At 61.0% G+C, this 17,860-nt stretch carries 15 protein-coding genes; 11 read left to right on the plus strand and 4 right to left on the minus strand.

Annotated features, from left to right (window positions below; translation table 11 throughout):
* The 3 genes from LXE91_RS40960 to LXE91_RS40970 all read left to right on the plus strand — a co-directional run bounded on the left by LXE91_RS40960 (position 1) and on the right by LXE91_RS40970 (position 845).
* On the plus strand, positions 1-246 hold the full coding sequence (locus LXE91_RS40960) for a hypothetical protein (protein ID WP_046543894.1): 246 nt from the start codon (positions 1-3) through the stop codon (positions 244-246).
* A gap of 70 nt (positions 247-316) precedes the next feature.
* Positions 317-619, plus strand: coding sequence for a hypothetical protein (locus LXE91_RS40965; protein ID WP_069301825.1), 303 nt, complete (start codon positions 317-319; stop codon positions 617-619).
* A gap of 13 nt (positions 620-632) precedes the next feature.
* Positions 633-845: a hypothetical protein gene (locus LXE91_RS40970; protein WP_046543896.1), complete on the plus strand. Its 213-nt coding sequence runs from the start codon at positions 633-635 to the stop codon at positions 843-845.
* Positions 846-1,193: 348 nt separating this feature from the next.
* Here LXE91_RS40970 and LXE91_RS40975 read toward each other — a convergent pair whose 3' ends face one another.
* The 4 genes from LXE91_RS40975 to LXE91_RS40990 all read right to left on the minus strand — a co-directional run bounded on the left by LXE91_RS40975 (position 1,194) and on the right by LXE91_RS40990 (position 7,451).
* Positions 1,194-4,343 (minus strand): error-prone DNA polymerase, encoded by a 3,150-nt coding sequence (locus LXE91_RS40975; RefSeq protein ID WP_046543897.1) that lies wholly within the window; start codon positions 4,341-4,343, stop codon positions 1,194-1,196.
* 6 nt (positions 4,344-4,349) lie between these two features.
* Positions 4,350-5,828 carry a Y-family DNA polymerase gene (locus tag LXE91_RS40980; RefSeq protein WP_046543898.1) on the minus strand — a complete coding sequence of 493 codons (1,479 nt, stop codon included), beginning with the start codon at positions 5,826-5,828 and terminating at the stop codon, positions 4,350-4,352.
* Positions 5,749-6,465, minus strand: a complete 717-nt coding sequence (gene imuA / locus LXE91_RS40985; protein ID WP_046543899.1) for a translesion DNA synthesis-associated protein ImuA — start codon at positions 6,463-6,465, stop codon at positions 5,749-5,751. Before imuA ends, LXE91_RS40980 begins: the two co-directional genes overlap by 80 nt.
* A gap of 74 nt (positions 6,466-6,539) precedes the next feature.
* A complete protein-coding gene (locus LXE91_RS40990) occupies positions 6,540-7,451 on the minus strand; it encodes an SOS response-associated peptidase family protein (RefSeq protein ID WP_046543900.1) in 912 nt (303 codons plus the stop codon).
* A gap of 923 nt (positions 7,452-8,374) precedes the next feature.
* On the opposite strand from LXE91_RS40990, the gene LXE91_RS40995 reads away from it, so the two are divergent.
* The 8 genes from LXE91_RS40995 to LXE91_RS41035 all read left to right on the plus strand — a co-directional run bounded on the left by LXE91_RS40995 (position 8,375) and on the right by LXE91_RS41035 (position 17,019).
* Entirely contained in the window at positions 8,375-10,414 is a 2,040-nt protein-coding gene (locus tag LXE91_RS40995; protein ID WP_046543902.1) for a hypothetical protein, read from the plus strand.
* A gap of 1,617 nt (positions 10,415-12,031) precedes the next feature.
* Positions 12,032-12,220 carry a hypothetical protein gene (locus LXE91_RS41000; RefSeq protein ID WP_046543905.1) on the plus strand — a complete coding sequence of 63 codons (189 nt, stop codon included), beginning with the start codon at positions 12,032-12,034 and terminating at the stop codon, positions 12,218-12,220.
* A gap of 201 nt (positions 12,221-12,421) precedes the next feature.
* Positions 12,422-12,853, plus strand: a complete 432-nt coding sequence (locus LXE91_RS41005) for a hypothetical protein (protein WP_046543906.1) — start codon at positions 12,422-12,424, stop codon at positions 12,851-12,853.
* A gap of 82 nt (positions 12,854-12,935) precedes the next feature.
* On the plus strand, positions 12,936-14,780 hold the full coding sequence (locus LXE91_RS41010) for a hypothetical protein (protein WP_070162823.1): 1,845 nt from the start codon (positions 12,936-12,938) through the stop codon (positions 14,778-14,780).
* Positions 14,781-14,864: 84 nt separating this feature from the next.
* Entirely contained in the window at positions 14,865-15,317 is a 453-nt protein-coding gene (locus tag LXE91_RS41015) for a hypothetical protein (RefSeq protein WP_172625629.1), read from the plus strand.
* A 238-nt stretch (positions 15,318-15,555) separates the two neighbouring features.
* Positions 15,556-15,753, plus strand: a complete 198-nt coding sequence (locus LXE91_RS41020; RefSeq protein ID WP_135370842.1) for a hypothetical protein — start codon at positions 15,556-15,558, stop codon at positions 15,751-15,753.
* Between the two features lie 304 nt (positions 15,754-16,057).
* Positions 16,058-16,456, plus strand: coding sequence for a hypothetical protein (locus LXE91_RS41030; RefSeq protein WP_046543909.1), 399 nt, complete (start codon positions 16,058-16,060; stop codon positions 16,454-16,456).
* 8 nt (positions 16,457-16,464) lie between these two features.
* Positions 16,465-17,019, plus strand: a complete 555-nt coding sequence (locus LXE91_RS41035) for a hypothetical protein (RefSeq protein ID WP_046543910.1) — start codon at positions 16,465-16,467, stop codon at positions 17,017-17,019.
* Positions 17,020-17,860: the final 841 nt, after the last annotated feature.

The raw sequence follows: 17,860 nt of genomic DNA on the forward strand, positions 1-17,860 counted from the left end.
ATGGACGAAGAAGACAATCGGACGTTTAAGCAGCGGTGGCTGTCTTTGACAGTCGGGGTCTGGTGTTGGCTAGCACCGGTGGCGGTGATTGTTTGCGCGGTTGCCAAACTGGCATCGGTCGAGGGCGCAGAGTCGATGCCGTGGGGCGCAATCATCGTTGGCCCTGCGATCGCGGTTGCGCCTAGCATCGCGATATTCTGCGCATGGCTGACGTTCATGACACATCGCTGGGACTGGCACGACTAGGAAAATTCGCCGCCATGCGCGGCACTAGAGAACTTGGTGACGCCTAATTTAGATGGGAACGGGAGGGGCGATGAACACGGACGGAATGAAGCTCCCGCGTGGGGTCAATGCGCGATTCATTTCCGGTATGCTCGAATGCTGGCAATACCAGGACCACGATGCTTCGTACCACGCGCGCTGGGACTCGAACGTCAATGGCATGCGCATGGTGTTCGGCGATTATCCGCCTTCCCTTTTTAGCAAGGATTCCGGTCTGAATCAGCATGGTCATACGATAGAGCAATGGCTGGAGATCGGTCGCAATATCGCCCTTGGCTTCTTCGGAGCCGCCGAAGTGGTTGCGCGCGCACGCGGCGTCACTGGTAAAAAATAGAACGGGCAATTCGATGCCGCACGACCTTGCTATTTGGGTGATCTACGACAGCCCGATCGATCTGCCGGGCCGATTCGTTGCGCGGAAATGGCTGCTTGATCGGCCGACCAGCGAGTTGCTGCAGGGCAAGACACTTACCGAGTTGCGCGGCAAGCTGCCGGCCGGATTGACCCGCCTTCCGCGCGATCCGAGCGACGACGCGAAGATCGTAGAGTCGTGGATCTAACGAGAAAAACACGATGAATCCGCTGTGACCAAACAGACTATGGATCGAACAGGCTGACCTCGCGATCCGAAGGGTCGACCCGACGGCTTCGGAAGGCGCGCCTCGCCGATGGAACCGAGTGGCGGATCGACGGGCAGGACGTGCAGCAACTTACCGCCGACGATATCGCCGCTCGAGCGCGGCTCCGCGAATCGTTTCAGTGAGACGACGGAAATCACGCGAGGGGCTGATCATGGAAAACGGCGAACCCGCGCTCCACGGGAGTGCTTTCGAGAAGGTCGAGCGTCACCTGCTCGCGGACGGCTACGTCGACTTCCACTGGCGATGCTCCAGCGACTGATCAGGGTTTCAACAAAACTCCCGTGACGTTGTCGGAAGCGCACCGAGCAACTCGGTTCTGTCGACGAGTTTGCTCGCGATCAGGTGTCGCACTTTCCCTTCGGCCTGCCATACGCCGTATACCGCCAGCAGCGCAGCGCCGAGCGCCTCCTTCCGAAACTTCTCAAGCAAGCCGGGCCAGAGGATCACGTTCACCTGGCCTGTCTCGTCCTCGAGCGTCATGAAGAGCACGCCGTTCGCCGTTCCCGGTCGCTGTCGTACCGTGACCAATCCGCACGCGCGCGCGAGCTGCCCGCTTCGCAGGGTTGCCAGCTGCTCGGCCGACTGCAGGTGATCCAGCGCGAGGCGATCACGCAGCAGCGCCAGCGGATGCCTGCCGAGCGTGAAGCCCATCGCGCGATAGTCCGTCACGATCTCGTGGCCCTCAGATGCTTGAGGCAACGCCGGCACCGCGTCGTCACGTTCGGTGCCGCGCAGCAGATCTCGATCAGGAACGGCAGCGGCGGCCAGCCAGAGCGCGTCGCGTCGGTTATCGCCGGCGAGCGAGCGAAGTGCGTTCGCGCCCGCGAGCACCTGCAGGTCGTGCCGATCAAGCTGCGCGCGGCGCGCGAGGTCCGAGATATCGACGAATGGCCGCGCTGCGCGTGCGAGCTCGATGCGGCCGGCGACGTCCTCGCGCATGCCGCGCAGCAGCGAGAAGCCGAGGCGCACGGGCGCCGACGTGGTCGGCCCTTCGATCGCAGAATCCCACGTGCTCACGTTGACGTCGACGGGCAGCACTTCAACGCCGCGGCGCTTCGCGTCCTGCAGGAGCTGCGACGGTGTGTAGAAGCCCATCGGTTGGCTGTTGAGCAGTGCGGCTAGGAAGACGGCTGGTTCGTGTCGGCGCAGCCAGGCGCTCGAGTAAACGAGCAGCGCGAAGCTGGCCGCGTGGCTCTCGGGGAAACCGTATTCACCGAAGCCCTTAATCTGCGCGAAGATCGACTCGGCAAACTCGCGATCGTAGCCGCGCTCGAGCATGCCGTTCACGAGGCGTTCGTGGTACGGCTCGAGCCCACCCTTGCGCTTCCATGCGGCCATCGCGCGGCGCAGCTGGTCGGCCTCGCCTGCGGAAAAGCCGGCCGCCAGCATCGCGACCTGCATCACCTGCTCCTGGAAGATCGGCACGCCGAGCGTGCGCGCCAGCGCCCTCTCCATGCCTTCCGACGGAAACGTGACGGGCTCTAGTCCCTGGCGTCGGCGGAGAAACGGGTGCACCATGCCGCCTTGCACCGGGCCCGGCCGCACGATCGCGACTTCGATCACCAGGTCGTAGAAGCACTGCGGCCGCAGACGCGGCAGCATCGACATCTGCGCGCGCGACTCGACTTGGAACACGCCCATGCTGTCGCCGTCGCACAGCATGTCGTAGGTCGCCTTGTCCTCGGCCGGGATGTCCTGCAGCTCGAATGTCTCGCCGCGCTTCTCCGAGATCATGTCGAGCGCGCGGCGCACCATCGAAAGCATGCCGAGCGCCAGGACGTCGATTTTCAGGATGCCGAGCGCCTCGATATCGTCCTTGTCCCACTGGATGATCGAGCGATCTTCCATCGCTGCGTTCTCGACTGGCACGAGGCGCGTGAGCTTGCTGCGGCTGATCACGAAGCCGCCCGAGTGCTGCGACAGGTGCCGTGGATAGCCGAGCAGCTGCGCGGCAAATCCGGCCCACTGCTGATTCAGCGGCGCTTCGGGATCGAGGCCAGCCTCGGCAAATCGCTGCAGCAGATCGGCGCGCGAATCGAACCACCTATGCTGCTTCGCGACGCGGTCCACGATCGCCGGATCCACGCCGAGCGCCTTGCCGGCTTCCCGCAACGCGCTGCGCGGCCGGTACGTCGTGACGGCGGCCGTCAGCGCTGCGCGATCGCGACCGTACTTGCGGTAGATGTACTGCATGACCTCTTCGCGACGCTGATGCTCGAAATCGACGTCGATGTCCGGCGGCTCGTTGCGCTCCTTGGAGATGAATCGTTCGAACAGCATCGATTGCCGCGACGGATCGACTTCGGTCACGCCGAGGCAGTAGCAAACGGACGAGTTCGCAGCCGAGCCGCGTCCCTGGCACAAGATGCCTTGCTCGCGCGCGAACTGCACGATGTCGTAGACGGTCAGAAAATACGCCTCGTACTTCAGGTCGGCGATCAGTTGCAGTTCGTGCTCGATCTGCGCCTGAACGTCGATCGGGATGCCGGCAGGGAAGCGCCGCCGCGCACCGATGTAGGTCTGCTCGCGCAGGTATGTCGTCGCGTCGGTGCCGGCCGGTACCAGTTCGTCGGGATACTCGTACTTCAGGTCGTCGAGGGAAAACGTACAGAGCTGCGCGACGCGTACTGTTTCCTCAAGCGCGCCGGCGGGATAGATGTTGGCGAGCCGCAGCCGCGATCGCAGGTGACGCTCCGCATTCGGTGCGAGCTCATACCCGCACTCCGATACCGGTCGGCCGACCCGGATTCCGGTCAGCACGTCCTGCAGCGGCTTGCGCGACCGGACGTGCATGAGCGGCCAGCTGGTGGCCACCACCGGCACGCCGTGGCGCGCGGCGACGCGCTCGACCACGCCGCGGTGGATGTCATCCATCGCGCGTGCGTGTAGCGTCAGCGCGACCCATGCGCGATCGCCGAACACGCGCGTTAACCATTCGACCTGCGCGTCGAGGCGCCGCTCGTTGGCGGGGAAGTCGGGCGACAGGATCGCCAGGCAATCTGGCAAACCGCGCAGGTGGCTGTGCGGCACTTCCGGGTGTTCGAGATCGAGCCGCCCCAGCCGGTACGTGCCTTTCTTGCCCCGCATGCGGCCGAGCGAAATGAATTCGCAGAGGTTGCCGTAACCGACGCGGTTCGTCGCGAGCGCGGTGAAGGCGAGCGCGGGCAAGCCATCGGCGGCCGTCAGCCGGAAGTGCGAGCCGACGATCAGCGGCACGTTCGCCGCCTTCGCTTCGACGTGCGCGCGCACGACGCCGGCGAGCGAGCATTCGTCGGTGATCGCGATCGCGCTGTAGCCGAGCTGGGCCGCGCGCGCGACGTATTCCTCCGCGCGCGATGCACCGTGCAGGAAGGAGAAGTCGCTTGCGACTTGGAGTTCAGCGTAGGCGGGCAGGGCGCCGAAATTGCCGGCGTTCATGGTGGATCAACCGAACAGGCCGTGCAGGAAGAAGCGCGCTTCGCTCTCGTCGCTGGCCGTCGGCCGCTCCTTGTAAATCCAGTAGCAGATACCGTTGTCGTCCTCGGCGACGAAGTAGTCGCGCGTCACGGTCTGCCCATCCTGCCAGCCGCCTTCGATGCGCTCGCCGGGCGATACCATGCGCAGCGGCGTGCCGTAGAACGGCCGATGCTGGCGCGTGAGCAGCGGCACAGGCTTGGCAAGCAGCCAGGCCGGGCGCGGCAGATCCGCCGGCAGCGGCGAGGGCTTCGGCGCGTCGCGCATCGGCACCCATCGGGCGGCCGGCTCCGGACGGTAGTCGGCCATGGGAGCCGGGACGAGCACGTTCTCGGCGCCGAGCCGTGCGGTCAGCAGTTCGAGCAGCCGCGCGTGATCCTGCGGCGTACCGCCGGGGTCCGGAAACAGCGAGTCGCTCGGCGCGGCCGCTTCCTGCACGCTACGGGCGACCAGGCGCACCGCGATCACGGGCCCGGCGAGCTCGACGTGGCCGAGCCGTTCCTTGACGAGCCGCGTGAGGTGTTCCTCGAAGCGGGTCGGTGCACCTAACGCAATTTCGATCTCGGTCGGCGCGATCGCGTCCCGCCCGCGCTCGTGCTCGAGCAGCAGGGCAAACGCGGCGACGTCCAGATGCTTCGCCGTGAGCCAGCCGGTCAGCTGCAGGATCAACCGGCGCGCGACGAACAGCAGCGCCTCGACGTGCTCGACGCGATCCATCAGTTCGACGCGCGTGTCGAACGACGGCGGCATTTCGAGCCAGTCGTAGGCAGCCGGCGCGGCGCCGGTGACCTGGTCGAGCCAGTCGAGCAGATGCGTGCCGCAGCGCTTTTTCAGCCCTGCGCGCGGCAAGCGCTGCAGATCGGCCAGTGTTTCGCAGCCGAGATCCTCAAACCAGTTCGCGTAGCGCCGAGCGTCCGGCGCCACGACGAGCGGCACGCGCGCGAGTGCGCGGCGCAGCGATCGCGCGGACAGCGCGAGGCCCCCGCGCAGGCCGCGGGCAACCATCCACGCGGCCGGGCCCGACGACGCGACGGATATCGCCGCGGTAACGCCGAACGACGCGCCGACGTCGCGCACGCGCTGGCGCAGCGCACGGATGCCGTGGAAGAGGCGCAGGCTCGCGGTCACGTCGAGGACCACCACGGCTTCGTCGGCGTCGACGACGCTCGGTGTGAACTGGAGAAGTGCATAGGCAACGCCGAGCACGAGCTCGCGCTCGCGCGCGGCGTCGCGCTCGCGGATCTGCGCGTCCGGCGCGAGGGACAGCACGCCACCGCGGCGCATGCCGGCGACCACGCCGAGCGCACGCGCGGCGCGATCGAGCGCCACGACGCGGCCGCCGTCGAGCACGACGAGCCCGCGCCCATCGTCAGGCGACGGCGCCGGCGATCGCGGCCGGAACACTTCGAGGTTGAGGTGCGGCAGATGCACGCCGATCCAAACTTGCATGGCGGTTCAACAAAATCGGCGAGGGTGACAAGGGAACGAACAGCGGCGTATCACGTGCCGGCCCGCGGCGCTTCACGAACGTGACGTCGATGCCGTCGCGCTTGGGCGCCAGCGCGAGCCGCAAGGGTGCCGGCGACGCGTCGCGCGCGGCGGCCGCTGGGCGGAAGAGATAGAAAAGCGCCTGGCCACTCTGCGCAGCCAGATTCAGCCGCCGCAATGCGTCCGCACGGACGTGCTGCTGCCAAAGCAGCACGGCAGCGCACGTGCCGGCACGCAACGCCTGCTCAGCGGCCCACAGCGCGTCGGCCGTGCGCGGCGCCGGCAGCGTTACGAACCCGGACGGGTCGATGCCCCAGTACGCGAGCGCCAGCGGTTGCAGCGCATGCGGTGGCTGGATCAGCATGACCGGCTTGCCGGCCGCGCGCTCGAGCACCGGCGCCAGCAGCCGAAGCTCGCCGATCCCAGGCTGTGGCGCGAGCAATTCGATCAGCGCGCTGGCCGGCCAGCCGCCGCCGGGCAGTTCGGCCGACAGCTCGGGATGACCGGTGTCGACGCCGCGCGTGCTCGATCGGGGCAGGCTCGATGCCTTCCAGAGACTCGGATGTATCGCTTCCGGATGCGCGAGGGCGGGGTTCATGGGGTCAGTTTCTCAAGCACTGTATGTTTATACAGTATATGACAGAGATAACCGCGTCTCCAACCCCCTGCCGTTTACGCCGCCAGCTGGTGCTCGTAGTAGGGCCGCTCGCGATCGGCGAGTATCTCGCGCAGCTGCGCGCGCTGGGACGGGCCCGGAGCGAGCCAAGCGTCCACGTTCGACGACTTGATGGGGACGATGCACCTATCGTGGCCAGCTGCCGCCACTTCCGGCGGTGGGTCGTCGGTGATCGCCGCAAACGACCAGAGGTCGTCTGCGCCCGGGATCTCGGTGCGCGTCCACAAGCACGCCACCTGCATGTGTTGCGGCGGTGTTGGATCGAAGCGAAGCACGACGTTCTGGCCGTCCCGCTTCACGTTTTCGAAGAAAGCGTTGACGAGCACGAGGCCATGCGTGAAGCCGAAAACCTTCCGCCATGCGGTACTGAGCGAGTCCGCCCGCGCGTTATAAGTTGCAGGCTTCTGTTTTTCGTCCGCTTCGGTCCACCCTGGTATGCGGCATCGATACCGCATCGGTACGACCAGGCGCTTGCCTTCATGCTCGATCAGCACGGGTGCATACCAGCCGGGGAAGATCCGCGAATCGCGCTCCTGCAGGTCCTGCCGGCGGAGATCGTCGAGCCCGCGCGTCGCGGCAGTGATCTTGTCGGTCGCGATCCGGACGTCCTCGCTCGCCTTCTTCGTGATCTTCTCGGTCAGCTTCTTCTCAGCGGCCGCCAGCCGCGTCCGCTGCTCGAACAGTTCGGTCTCCAGCTTCTGTGTTCGCTGGTTTCGATACGCGGCGATCGCCGCAGTGATCTCGTCGTCAACACCAGCGAATGCGGCGTCGACCGCTTTCGGGATCTTGATGTCGGCCCCGGACGCGCGCGCGTTGAAGATGCTCCTGAACGTCTCGATGTCCATGTCGGCACCATAGCGCCGCACGTACTCGCGATAGTTGGCTTGGATCTTGGCGGAATAGCACATCTGTGTCTCCGGTGAGCACCAGCATCAACATACAGTACAGCAAGTTCTCGCATCGAGCGAAAAAGCGATGTGCCAACCGTCTCGATGGGATTGCGACAGCCGCCATGGACTCAACGACAACAGTTTCCGTTCCGGATTCGCTGATCACAGCAACAAGCGAGGATGTTGCATTCGGGAAGGCCGCTCATATGGATCCGATTCCTATCGGGAGCATGGACAGTGACAGTCGCATCGCGAGCCACGGTGTAGCGCTCGTCGGAGTCGCGTTCTACAGGAGCGTGAGGTCCGCCGTGGAGCCAATCTAGCAATCGCTTTTCGCAAGCTCCTTGACGATGCGAAGGAGCTTCGGGAGATGAAGGTCGATCTGAACGGCGACTACTGACCTTGCGGAGATGTCGCTGACTCTCCGGCGCGGAGAGCCGCTGTATCAGGAGGTGCTGCGCCGGGTTCGTAACCTGGCGGAGGTAAGCGTTGCGTCACTCGGAACGAAGGAGCGTGAGATAAGCTTCCACGCTACTCCCTTCGTAAAGAGGATGTGAAGAGTCGCTGTAATCGCCCGCTAGTCGCCCCGATGTGCGGGGGCGCAGGCGGGCTTATTTTTTCCAATCACGCAACCCAGAAGTTCGATAGGCACCGACTACTAGGGCGCGAGTTGCGCCGCCATTTCCTTGGCCAATCATAGGGGCGTTTAGTAACGTGCGAGATTGCTGGCGGCGCTCCTTGACCACTGACATAGCGCGCTTTGACTTGCATGCCCCCATGCTACTATCAGCTAGACGGTCCCTCTCGATCGTGCCGCTGGTAATGGCAAAGGCAGTGCCACGAGAGATGCACCACCACATTCCGTTAAACGCACACAACTCACGTAGCGCATAACGGTGAACCAGCCACTGTGTTTTGCCCGCGCTACGGACGGAGTTGATATGCGTATACCTCTGCTCCATGCCGACCTCGAGCATGGTTCCTATACGAAAGTCGCAAAGGCGCTTCGAAAGGCTTGGCCGCTCGGCGAGCTTTCTCTCATGCAGGCTCAGAATACGTTGGCAATCGTGCTGGGCTACAACAGCTTGCACCACGCGCAGAACGAGGCGACCACATCGTTCTCGATACCGGACGGATCGGTGAGTTTGAAGAGCATCTCGAAGGGGGTCGCGTGGCGCATGTTCGTTCGCTACGGCATCGAACTGCTGCTGGCTCGGCGACTTGTCGCAAGGCTACATCTCGACGAACTGGCGGTGGCCGGAATAAGTGTCGAGGCAAAGATGCGACGCACCTTCGAAGACGCCGCGAAGAAGGGCTATATCTACGACGAGGCATCGGATCTCCTGAACCACCGTGAACCCTGGCCGGACGAGACACCACGGCTGCTCGAGAAGGGCGTCCCGGCGTATAAGTGGGCGATCTTTCCTGATCGCCGGGTCTTTCTTTGGTCGAAACTTGTTGCGCAAATCGAAATGCTGCCAGAAGACTTCGCTAAGGATCTTCGGGAAGCACGCAGGTTGCCGATCGATTCAGATGTCGTTGAGTCGTTCATGATCGGTTCGCTTATGCCAGCGGCGTGCCAACCTTTAGCGGAGGCTTTGGCCAGTGGAGATCTGGCCGCATCGAATAATGGGCAGCAGCAATGGCAGGTAAAGTGGATCGTCACTCGGCAGGCCGAGGTGCTAGGTTGTTGCATCGTCGCCGAGAAGCTTGGCGGGATGATTCCGCGAGTATTCGATCCGGACGGGGCGGAGGCCTATGCGGCCCTTGGGAGTCTGCTGTGTGGTGACGTCGTGCCGCTTGTCGAGACTCGGAATGCGGGCGCTCTTGTGTCTGAACGCGTCTGTCTCATCGGACGCAATCGACTCGAGCAGTTGAAAGACGATAGAAATGGCGATCCGCTGGAGACGCAGTGGTTCTACGACCAGTGGCCTGCCACTATCAACCTGTATCGCAATGGGATGGGTTGGCTCCTAGCGGGCACGCGCGAATTCTCGGAGCGAGGTCAGCGGTATCTCGCGACGACGTCGTTTGACGCACGGGAACAGCAACGCTTGCTGCGCGAGGAGCCTCTATTCGAAACTTTCACATTGACCGCGGCGCTGATTGATCAGATCGGCACCGAGGAAGGCGTTCCTGCTCTGGGGAATCGCTGGCATGACGCGGTTGAGTTGATGCTCTCCACTCGGAAGGCTGAAGTCGAAGCGGTAGGAAGAACACAGGCGGGTACGGAAAGGCTGTTGGTAGCGGTACTGGACAACATTGATTCGTCGGCGCTCGACGCGTTTGTCGATCGTGCGATCAGCGATTGCTTGCCGTTGCGATACGACGGGGACACCGAAGATAACGAAGTCTTGGTCAGCGAGAGACGGCACACCGTGAGTCTCACCGAGCATCTCGGCATGGCAGTGATCAAAAATATGCCCGGCTTGAAACCCTACTCGGCGTTGTCGATCGGGTACGTATTGCTCATTGCCAATGGCGAGTATCCCGGAAGTCGGTATCAAGGGATGGTTGATGCACCGACCCAGACAGATTGGGCGGCCCAGTGTCGGTTGCTTGCGGCAATGCTGATTTACGAGCCATTGTCAGATCACCGGGTGTCGCCGCTGGCAATGTCGTGTGCAATTGCGCCAGTTCTCGGTTTGGGTAACGGCACATGGTCAAATGACGAGCTTTGCGTATGGTATCGAAGCGCCTGCGCAGTCGAGCGCCGGTTGAAAGACGCGCAAAAGCTGTTGAAGGCTGTCGACGATTGGCGCGCGACTGAGGTTCAGGTTGAGCACGTTCGCGCTCAGGGTGAATTTCTTCGGGCGGGCGACCCTATTCCAGTGACGAGACCGAAGTCTGCCGTCGAAGCCCTACGCGAGATGTACTCAATGGCGAGAAGCGCCGGCTTCGCAGTTTCCGTTGGGCAACAGGATTTGCCGAGTAAGAAAGAGGTGCTCCGCGAATTTGAAATGCCCCCTCGTGTCGACTGAAAAGGTTCTGTTCGTGGTGACCCAAACTGAAAGAATGCCCGCGGACATTCTGAAGCTGCAGGTCGCCTATCCGTCGACGGTCGGCCTGGCTATCCGAGCGGATGGATCCGCCGTCGCGAGCAATTCCTGCGCGACGTGCCGATGCGCGCTCGCTAGGGAAGTGCGGCGGCAAACGGTGGGGCATTGTCTCGGGTGTGACCAGATACTCCACGAAACCCTGCTTATGGATTGATCGACCTCTTCACGCTCCCTGAGAGGCAGATCTAAAGATCGCATAGAACGCTGCCGATAACTCAGGTGGGCCGAATCTGCGGGCCGAGTGACGGCCGATGGCCGATTCCCTGGCTCTCCCGCTGGGAATTAGCTGAAGATGCCCTGCGTTCATACAATGTGACAACGCGCTGATGTAGCTGCCACTAGCAATGATCCGTTTGACTCCGCTCGTTCGGCAGATAGCATGGCAGTTCACACTATGAGGATACTGTATGAGCGATGACGCTTTTTTTCTGTTTCTGATGTGCCGCGCGCTCGCGCGAAGCGACGCTGAAGTTCGAACCCACCGGGCGGTGTACGAGACGCATGCACGGAGACTAGCTGGACGCATTATTTCGGCGGGCATGGCGGTCCACTGACTGTCATTGCACGAGTTCGCTGTGAACATGCAAGCTGACCTGTAGCTGCCGACCGCGCGCAGGATAAAGACGCCCCGGGGTGACAACTACGGGGAGACGTAGCTACGGAGCGGCTCTACGGGAAGGAAGGGCGATCCCGGGATAGTCCGCGGAATGGGATGACCTTGAGGCGAAGGAGTTGAAATGTTGATTGGATTGCTCGTGTTCCTTGGGCTCGCACCCCAGGAAGCCGTTCAGAACCCTTGCTTTGGTCCAACATGGGCGCTATCTGAGAGCGTCGCGTTGGCTTGCGACTTCCATGATGCCACGGGGGCCTTCACGATACTTCACGAGCCTCGCTATATCGGCCGCAGAACGCACGCCGCTTTTTCTGCGCATCCTTTGTCATATGGACGTGGGGAGGCGATACTCGTCAGCGACAAGGCTGTGAGCGAAGCAGACGCACAGAAGGCCGCGTTGGAGATTGGCGCGAGTGGCGGGTGGGTAGATCAGGCTGGGGTAGCGCGTGGAGCTGGCGGCAGTTGGTCGGTCGACCTCAGTCACGTTGGGGTGACGGCGAAACCTGGGACACTGGTATTGCTATCGGGCGCCGCAGCGAAGTGAAGGTGTGACGGGGCCAGGTAGATCACCTCAATCCTGACCGACGGGTCGCCGGACATATTAGGCAATCGCTGGATCGATTCGGAGGTTGCGAGACGGTCATGCGCGGCGGCGATGGACTGAGTGATGGAGGGGCGCGCGACGTCGTCGGAGTCTGGCACGGCCACTACTGGGTAGAAGGGGCGACTTCGAGTGGCACCCCGTTCCTTGCCGACATTAGCGCTGACCAATTCGGTTGGCCGTCGGTCGTCGTGTTGCCATTGGCCGAGGCCAGGTCGCGATACGTTCCAGGGAATGACAAGCTATGCGGTCAGGCCGTTGAAGACGAGACCCGTCGAATGGTACAAGCGCTTGAGATATAACCAATGATCAACGAGGGTGCGATATGACATTTGGGGAAATCTGCCTTGCTCACCCTGAGCAACGTCGGGTGGCGCACGTGGCCGCCGGCGGTGGAGTCACGTTGTCGTTCGGACTGACGTTGGTCGACTGGCCATCGGATTGGCCGAAAGCAGGGATTGATCGCCAGTTCTTCGAGTCTCGTGGTTTTGAAATCTTGCGCGAGGAAGGTTGAGCGAGCTCGTAGCCAACGTCCAGTTCATGGCCAGAGAACTTGCAGCAATGACTGCAGCGCGGCTGTACCACGATCATAGAACACTAGCGGAGAGACCAAAGTTGAGGGGTATCCGGTTTACGCGGTTGATGAGGCGCAACATCATCCGGACGGGAAACAGCATTTTGCGGTTGATCCCGCATAAACGAACGGGAAAGTGACATGACGAGCGATATCAACATCTTCCGCGATCCACCGACTCAGGCGGAGATTGATGGAGCGTTACGCGCAGACAGCAGGCGTCTCACGACGGGCGAAAGGATTGCGCTTGGCCCTGGCGTGCTCGGTCTTGAAGTCCTAGTCGGTGCGGCCGTCGATGCGTTCAACGGCGAGTCGAATTTCATGACAGGCAAAAGTTCTCCGTGGGAAGTTGCACCGGGGGCCATTGATTGGAACTGGTCGAAGTCGATCTTTACGGAGAGCTACGCCAACAAAGTGCGTGCTATGAAGCGCGATCTGGTGCGCTGCGAGGTCGCTGCGCTGACACGCCAAATTAGCCTCGAAGAAAAGGCTGTGTCGGCCGTGAAGGACGCCGGGGCAATCGCAGGGAACATTGCCGAAACGATCATTTCCAATGTCGTCGGCAAGAAGTAAAGCCGAAGCTGTCAACACAAATGCGGCTGATCGGCAGTAGGCTCAATCAGCCCGAATCAACCGCGTAAACCGGATACCCAAGTTGAGCTCCATTCGTAAATTGGCGCCCCTGATGGCGAACAATTCAAGGCAAGCGGTGCCGTCTTTCAAAGGTTACGATTACCAGATTTGGCGGACCGTTCAGGCGTGGCTCCAGCTGAAGCCAAGCGAAGAGCTGTACGTTGAATGTGCTGAGGACTACGACGTTATTGGGCCGGACGTCGCAACAGTAGTCCAGGTTAAGAGTTCACCGAACAACATCACGCTCGGCTCGAAGGATACGCTAGCTGCGATCGCAAGTTTTTGGGACTTGTCGCAGCGAAACGAGGGCCGCCCACCGATCAAGATGGTCTTTCTAAGCCGCGGGAGCATCGGATGGGAAAGGGACCCCGCGTTTGGCCAGCAGAAAGGCCTGGAAGTCTGGCGAGCAGCTGCGGAAGGGAATTCCGCAGCGATCGATAAACTGCGGACCTACTTCCTCGGGCGCGACGAGGTTCCTTCTTGCCTTAAGGAGTTCTTACGCACTGGGAATTACACGAACCTGAGGCAGGCCTTGTTTTCGAGGATCGACTGGTGTCTCGATCAGCCAAGCTCGGAATCAATAGTCAAGTCGGTCCGAGAAATCGTACTGCGCATCATCTCCGAAAGAAGATGGGACCCTACTGTAGTAGACGCTGCGGTCAATGCGCTTTTTGCGCACTGCTATACCGCTGCGACAAAGTCCGAGATCGAACTTCGGAGGCTGACGGTCGTCGCGTTAGATCTCGTGCTGGCGAATGCGACGTATCGCAAATACCCGCCGATGCTCGAGCATCTGAGCAGTATGCAACTCGCACCAACGACCGCGACCGCTGCCGAAGTGCTGCGGAAGTTCCGTGAGACGTTGGGTGCAGGCATGGCACCCATGCGGACCGTACCTCACAGAGCAGGCCATAAGCCGAGGTCGCCGGCGTTCGCTCAGGCCGTTGAGTCATTGGTTGATGCTTTACACCAAGAAGTCTCGTCGGTTGCCACGGAGCAGTTTGACTATGCTCGCTTCCACGCGTTCTGGCGCCGGATGATAGTGGAAGTCGTCCAGAGGTGGAGGAAGTCATACGGAATCGAAATGACAGATCCAAGGGGCTGCATTTATCACGGTCATCTGCAGTTGGCGGCCCGCGATCCGATTTCTAATGCTCTCAGTGATCGAGCAATCGAGGTGCGAGCTAAGGTGATGGAAAGCATGACGTACACGCCAATCGACGGCGAGCGCATCACGCTGAATGTCACGTCGGAGCCGGACCGTATGAATAGTCTGAGGTGGAACCTAGATGTGCGCATCGACGGAGGAAGCTATACGACGACAAGCACTCTTCACAATCGCTTCTTCTGGTACCCATCGCACACAGATGAGTGGTACGAGCACGAGCAGTTCTTGAGCTACGCCCATATCGTGGACAAGTTGATATTGGGTTGGGAGCCAGTGGGCTATGTCAGCTTCAACGTCGGAGAGGGAGCCCCTACAAACCCGGTACACCCTGAGTTGATTCCTATCGTCTCTCATGTCACCACTGAGGAACTTTTATCGATCCAATCCCGTGTAGCAAAGATCCAAACGGCATACCGTGTCTCTGAGGCAGTGACCTTTCCGCTGGGTTTTTCGGACGAGTACTTTAACCCGGCCCTTAGTGAGGATGCGATCGAAAGAGCGATGCATACGCTGACAGCGAAGTTGCGGGCCGGTCCTGGCCCAGGGTTCGCGACCCGTATCCCTGTCGTCTCGCTGGGCGCCGGGAGAGGCATCTGGCTGACTGATCGAGGATGGTATTTGCAATTTGAGACCGGGCCTCAAATCTGGCCGCCCACCGCGGTCGCCGAATCGATTTGCTTTCCAGAGATTCGGACATAGCATGATCAGGCCTATCATAGTGGTCATCCACAAGACTGGGCAATCCGGCTGCGGTGCTCGCTTATCAATCGATTCGGCGCAACTATGAAGCTTTCCGAGAAGCAGAGAGAGGTCCTCCGGGACGCCAAGACTGGTGGGGGAAAGATTTTTCAGACAGCGGTGTCGACATCTACGAAGGGAAAGCACAGCCTGACCACCCTCGCTAGCCTGGTCAAGCGCGGGTTACTCGAGCGTGCTCCGGTCGGCGTGGTGTGGACCTTGACTGTCGCTGGCCGTGCTGCGATTGATGAAGACGCTATTGGCGCTACTTCGCCGAAACTGACAGCCGCTCAACTTCGTGTCATGCGATGGATGTCTCAGGGTTGGTCGGCTGAGCCAGGCGCGGGCTCAACAGTGATGATCAACGGCTCACGCATCTGCAACGTCGACACGATGCAGGCGCTCTATCGCGAAGGCTTTGTAACTCGCGACCGTCACGGTAGCTGGCGCGCGACAGGCGCGGGGCAAGCGCTCAAGGATCGGCTTGGAAAAGTGTAGTTCATTAAGAGCATTTCAATTTTCTCGATCGCCATCGCCTTTGCTCCGTCAGGCGCGTTGCACGTTGTCGATGCACAACTTCGGTCTGCGTAACCGGTACTTTGCACCGGCGATCACCGCTGGGCAGCGGGGCGACAATGATGTCGTCTTCGCCTAGCCGTTAGATCAGTCCCAATCGACTAGAATTTGATGCGCAGTGTGTACTGCTTGAATGACTGGAATTGTGAGGGAGGCCAAGATGTCTCAGATCAAGAACTTTGCGGTCCGTGCGACGTGCCGCAAGGTTTCAGAGGAAGCCGTTGAGGTTGAGAACGCTTGGAATCGATATGGGCGAGTTGCCGCGTTGATTGCTTGTATTGCTGGGGCGGTGTACTTGGCGCATGGTGATCATGAGGGCTGGGGGTGGTTGATCTTTTTGGCGCTTGTACTCGCCTAAGGTACATCGAACGATGTTGCCGACCATAATCCTCGGGCCCTATTCGAATAGGGAGCGTTTTCTTTACGCCAGACCTGGGAGGCCATGTATGGGAACTCAGAAAGTGGATCCTAGTGGGCACCAACTTACGATTGGTAGGGGTTATCCGTGCTGAGCGACGGCGAATACACTGCCACGTGTCGTGAGTTGACGATTGTTGGTGCCACAGCTCGAGGATATGGCATGGTCTATCCGAGTGCGACGATGACTGTCAAGGACGGATGGGCTACATTTTGGCGCGAGGGGACGGAGGTGTGGAACTGCAATGCGCGATTTGCTGAAGCACACTTCGACATTCGGCCGGCACAGGACGGGGCGCGAGATGCCGATGAGCTTTCCTAATTCACGTGAGCCGTTGGATAGATCGGGAGAGGAACTCGAGAACTTCATTGCCCAGGTCTATCGGGACCGCGACGCTGCGATTGCGGTGATCGACCGTGTTTCGACCCGGACCCGCTGCCGGATCTCGTGGGGCTATCACAAGCTGTTCCCTCTTTCGATGGCGACGCTCTTCTTTGTCGGTCCGGCCGAGTACAGGCGGCGGACCGACCGCTTTCAACGCTTCACCAGGCTCGCCTTGGAGTCACAAGCCCGATTGGGTAGGATCGCGCGCGCCCTGGACACCGAGCAAGTAGACCGTAGCATTGAAGGCAACGACAGATGACAGCACGAATGGACGTACGCGACCTGGTCAACGAGATTGCCAGACCGTTCTACCAGCAGGGGGCGAACTTTGTCCGTTGTGACTACGACGCGCGAACCGATCGAATGTCGGTGAGGCATGCAAGGGCTGAGACGGGTGATTTCGGAGCAGGTTTCTCCGTACCAGGAGAAGTAGCCGTACAAGGCTGTCGATACATGTACAACAATTTCGCGTGCGAGCGGATGTCGCATCCAGTTTTCCGCGAGACCGAGCGCCAAGTTGCTCGCCTCGGAGTTGACACGGACGGGGTACGGGTTGATCTCGAGTTTGTCTCACTTCCACGAGGAAGTGGATTCACGATACTACTCTTTGCGATTTCAGCTGCACCGATCCTGATGGCTGACCAAATCGCAATCGTCGAGCGGGAGGCGGCTCGTAGGTTGAGGGCAAGGGTGGTCGCTGACGGTATAGAGCAGGTCGTTCCGCTCGGCCAACTTGAGCGCGCAGTCCAGGAGATGTGCGGGGTCCCGGGGATCGGTAAGCGAGTCGCCTTTACTGTCGAATATTTCGAATCGGAAGAGTAACGCGTCCGCGTCTATATCTTCCACACACATCGATCAGGAAGTTATATGGGTCGCAATCTGGGACGCGTCGAGTTTGGCGATGGGGAGCCAGATCGGTTCTTTATCCATTGCAATACGGCGGGATGGTCGTTCTCTCCTCTGTTTACAGATCCGGCTGATGCCTGGCGGGTCTACGACGCAGACGAGGGTAGCGAGGCTTTGCACAGGGCCGTTCCAACGAGTAGCACGCTCATCCACGTGGTACGCAAGTCGCTTGCTCATGGCCGAAGCTTCGGGCCAGACGGCGCCGCTAACGGCGAGCCGCTGTTCGGACTGGCGACGATGGATCGTCTTCTCTATCCACTCAGCAGCGGATTCGAGGAACGTTCTCTGTGCCTCTTGATGGTAGGTGAAGTACTCCATGTCGCGAGTGACTCGGACATTGGATTTGGAGGCGTTTACGAGCACCCTCTCTGCGAGGAGAGCTGGACGTGGAACGCAGCTGATCAGCGTCTGTCGTTCGACCAGATGTTCGGACAAGCACTCGATCTTTGCCCTCGCTGTGCCGCTGCACTGCTTCCAACCTGCAGCTGAGTGGTTGGTGGTGTGGGGTGCTCATCGAAGAGACGTACAAGCCCTCTTGAATGGCGCTGCGTGCTCTCGTGGGAAGTCCGCGCCTCCCCGAGGCTCGGCATGGTTCTCTGTTCAGGAGCGTTGGTCAAATGCTCTATCCTGAGCATTTTCCTCGCGACAGCGAGGGCGCTCATAACTGCCGCTGTTGGCCTGGCGCCACCCGCGCAAGATAAGGGGCAAAGATGATGATGGCACTCCGTCAGTACCCGGCTGGAACGAAGATTCGTAT

Source organism: Burkholderia contaminans (assembly GCF_029633825.1).
Lineage (GTDB): Bacteria > Pseudomonadota > Gammaproteobacteria > Burkholderiales > Burkholderiaceae > Burkholderia > Burkholderia contaminans.

What these genes read in the sequence shown, in the direction of transcription:
- LXE91_RS40960 (WP_046543894.1), top strand. Translation starts at nt 1, where the DNA reads ATGGACGAAGAAGACAATCGGACGTTTAAGCAGCGGTGGCTGTCTTTG.
- LXE91_RS40965 (WP_069301825.1), top strand. Translation starts at nt 317, where the DNA reads ATGAACACGGACGGAATGAAGCTCCCGCGTGGGGTCAATGCGCGATTC.
- LXE91_RS40970 (WP_046543896.1), top strand. Translation starts at nt 633, where the DNA reads ATGCCGCACGACCTTGCTATTTGGGTGATCTACGACAGCCCGATCGAT.
- LXE91_RS40975 (WP_046543897.1), bottom strand. Translation starts at nt 4,343, where the DNA reads ATGAACGCCGGCAATTTCGGCGCCCTGCCCGCCTACGCTGAACTCCAA.
- LXE91_RS40980 (WP_046543898.1), bottom strand. Translation starts at nt 5,828, where the DNA reads ATGCAAGTTTGGATCGGCGTGCATCTGCCGCACCTCAACCTCGAAGTG.
- imuA (WP_046543899.1), bottom strand. Translation starts at nt 6,465, where the DNA reads ATGAACCCCGCCCTCGCGCATCCGGAAGCGATACATCCGAGTCTCTGG.
- LXE91_RS40990 (WP_046543900.1), bottom strand. Translation starts at nt 7,451, where the DNA reads ATGTGCTATTCCGCCAAGATCCAAGCCAACTATCGCGAGTACGTGCGG.
- LXE91_RS40995 (WP_046543902.1), top strand. Translation starts at nt 8,375, where the DNA reads ATGCGTATACCTCTGCTCCATGCCGACCTCGAGCATGGTTCCTATACG.
- LXE91_RS41000 (WP_046543905.1), top strand. Translation starts at nt 12,032, where the DNA reads ATGACATTTGGGGAAATCTGCCTTGCTCACCCTGAGCAACGTCGGGTG.
- LXE91_RS41005 (WP_046543906.1), top strand. Translation starts at nt 12,422, where the DNA reads ATGACGAGCGATATCAACATCTTCCGCGATCCACCGACTCAGGCGGAG.
- LXE91_RS41015 (WP_172625629.1), top strand. Translation starts at nt 14,865, where the DNA reads ATGAAGCTTTCCGAGAAGCAGAGAGAGGTCCTCCGGGACGCCAAGACT.
- LXE91_RS41020 (WP_135370842.1), top strand. Translation starts at nt 15,556, where the DNA reads ATGTCTCAGATCAAGAACTTTGCGGTCCGTGCGACGTGCCGCAAGGTT.
- LXE91_RS41030 (WP_046543909.1), top strand. Translation starts at nt 16,058, where the DNA reads ATGCGCGATTTGCTGAAGCACACTTCGACATTCGGCCGGCACAGGACG.
- LXE91_RS41035 (WP_046543910.1), top strand. Translation starts at nt 16,465, where the DNA reads ATGGACGTACGCGACCTGGTCAACGAGATTGCCAGACCGTTCTACCAG.